A 1,653-nucleotide genomic window follows, 5' to 3' on the forward strand; every position below is an offset into this window, starting at 1 on the left:
ACCCGATGCACACGAGTGTGCTGGAAGGGGTGAACAACAAGATCAAAGTGATAAAGCGTATGGCATATGGATTTAGGGACTCAGAATACTTTTTTCTGAAAATCAAGGCGGCCTTCCCCGGAAAGCCGCGATGAACCTAAAAAAAGGCGCTGCAGCGCCTCTTGATTGAGCCAGGAGTCACCCTCAGCCTTCGAGCCGTGCCAGGCGGGATTCCAGCGCCTGCAACTGCGACTTGAGGCGCTCGACTTCCTCTTCCAGCTGGCTCAGGCGATCGGCGGCAGGAGAGGCGTGGCTGACTGCCGGTGCGCTCTGTGCCAGGGCCTCCAGGTCTATCTCCCCGCCGAACAGGTGGGCGTAGCGGGACTCTCGCTTGCCCGGCTCCCGGGGCAGCTTGACCACATAGGGCCCCCGCTCGACGAGGCCGGCCAGCACGGCATCCACCTCGGTCACGTCGTCGAAACTGCACAGGCGATTGGTGCGCGAGCGCAGTTCACCCGGGGTCTGCGGGCCGCGCAGCAAGAGTTCGCAGACAATGCCGAGCTCCTGGGCCGTGAACTTGAGCTCGCCAAATTCGGTGTTGCAGAAGCGGTGCTGATAGCGGGGCACCCGGGCGTTGAAACCGGCGGTATTGACCACCAGGCGGCGGCGGATCAGCTCGTCGATCACGGCGCGGATGTCCAGCTCGGCGAGCTCCAGCACGGGCTCGCGGTTGCTCTTCTGGTTGCAGGCGTTGACCAGCGCATTGAGCGAGAGAGGGTACTGATCCGGCGTGCAGATCTCTTTCTCTATCAGGCAGCCGATCACGCGCGCCTCTAATGGGCCTAGTACTATCTCCATGTCATACTCCCTTGCCAAACAAGACGTTAAGACGGTTATCTTAGCCAAGACGCTACCGCCGTCCAGCACTCAAACCCGTTTTTGCGAGCCGATGACCCCCTTGGTGCAACCTTGTACAGCTCCTGCCCCGACGTGGCTATACAGACTTGTCGACCCGGGTGTCCGCTCCCGTGGTCAGGATGCGCACCCTGTCCCCCTTGGCGAAGGTGAGTGCGGGATCCTGCTCCTGCACGACGTTGAGCAGTTTGCCCGCCTCCGTCTTGATCAGCAGCTCGACCGTCTGCCGGCCCTGCTCGCTCTGCTGGTTACCCTGGCGGCGGCGGGAGACTTCGGCCCCCGCGACGGCCCCCACTGTGGTGGCGACGGTCTGGCCGGAGCCACCGCCAAATTGGCTGCCGACGGCGGCTCCCAGCGCGGCCGCCCCTATGGTGCGAAGGGGCCGGGTAGTTCCCTGCCGGGGCGCCTCCTGGGTGAGGAGGCGGCTCTCCTGTACCGTGCCGTATTCCACCTGGGCGCTGGTGCCCGCGACAACGGGCGAACCCGTCAGGGCGAGCAGGCTGATGACGATGAATGCACTCTTCTTCACGATATCCACTCCGGTGACGACCAAGACCCGATGACGCCGACCCCGCCTTGGGCCACGCCATCCCCCCGGGGAGACTACACCACCAACCGACATTCCGCACCTGATTTAGGAATAAATTTGCCGATAGCGCTCACCCAATACCTCCAAAATGATCTGCTGGTCTCCTGTTAGCTCCGTTACTTGTGGCGGAGCTTCTCCCAGTCGATATTCATGGATGCCACCAAAGCGCA

The 1,653-nt window shown here is 62.5% G+C and carries 3 protein-coding genes; 1 reads left to right on the forward strand and 2 read right to left on the reverse strand.

What is annotated here, in order from left to right; translation table 11 throughout:
- Positions 1-134, forward strand: a 134-nt coding sequence (locus tag J9892_RS15500) for a transposase (protein ID WP_162231338.1), incomplete at its 5' end; no start/stop codon positions are given.
- A 49-nt stretch (positions 135-183) separates the two neighbouring features.
- Here J9892_RS15500 and J9892_RS15505 read toward each other — a convergent pair.
- Entirely contained in the window at positions 184-837 is a 654-nt protein-coding gene (locus tag J9892_RS15505) for a DUF480 domain-containing protein (RefSeq protein WP_049637067.1), read from the reverse strand.
- Positions 838-973: 136 nt separating this feature from the next.
- Positions 974-1,423 (reverse strand): glycine zipper 2TM domain-containing protein, encoded by a 450-nt coding sequence (locus tag J9892_RS15510; RefSeq protein WP_094333930.1) that lies wholly within the window; start codon positions 1,421-1,423, stop codon positions 974-976.
- Between the last annotated feature and the right edge of the window lie 230 nt (positions 1,424-1,653).

The sequence above is a fragment of the Aeromonas sp. Prich7-2 genome (assembly GCF_017939255.1).
In the GTDB taxonomy this organism is placed as follows: Bacteria; Pseudomonadota; Gammaproteobacteria; order Enterobacterales; family Aeromonadaceae; genus Aeromonas; species Aeromonas caviae.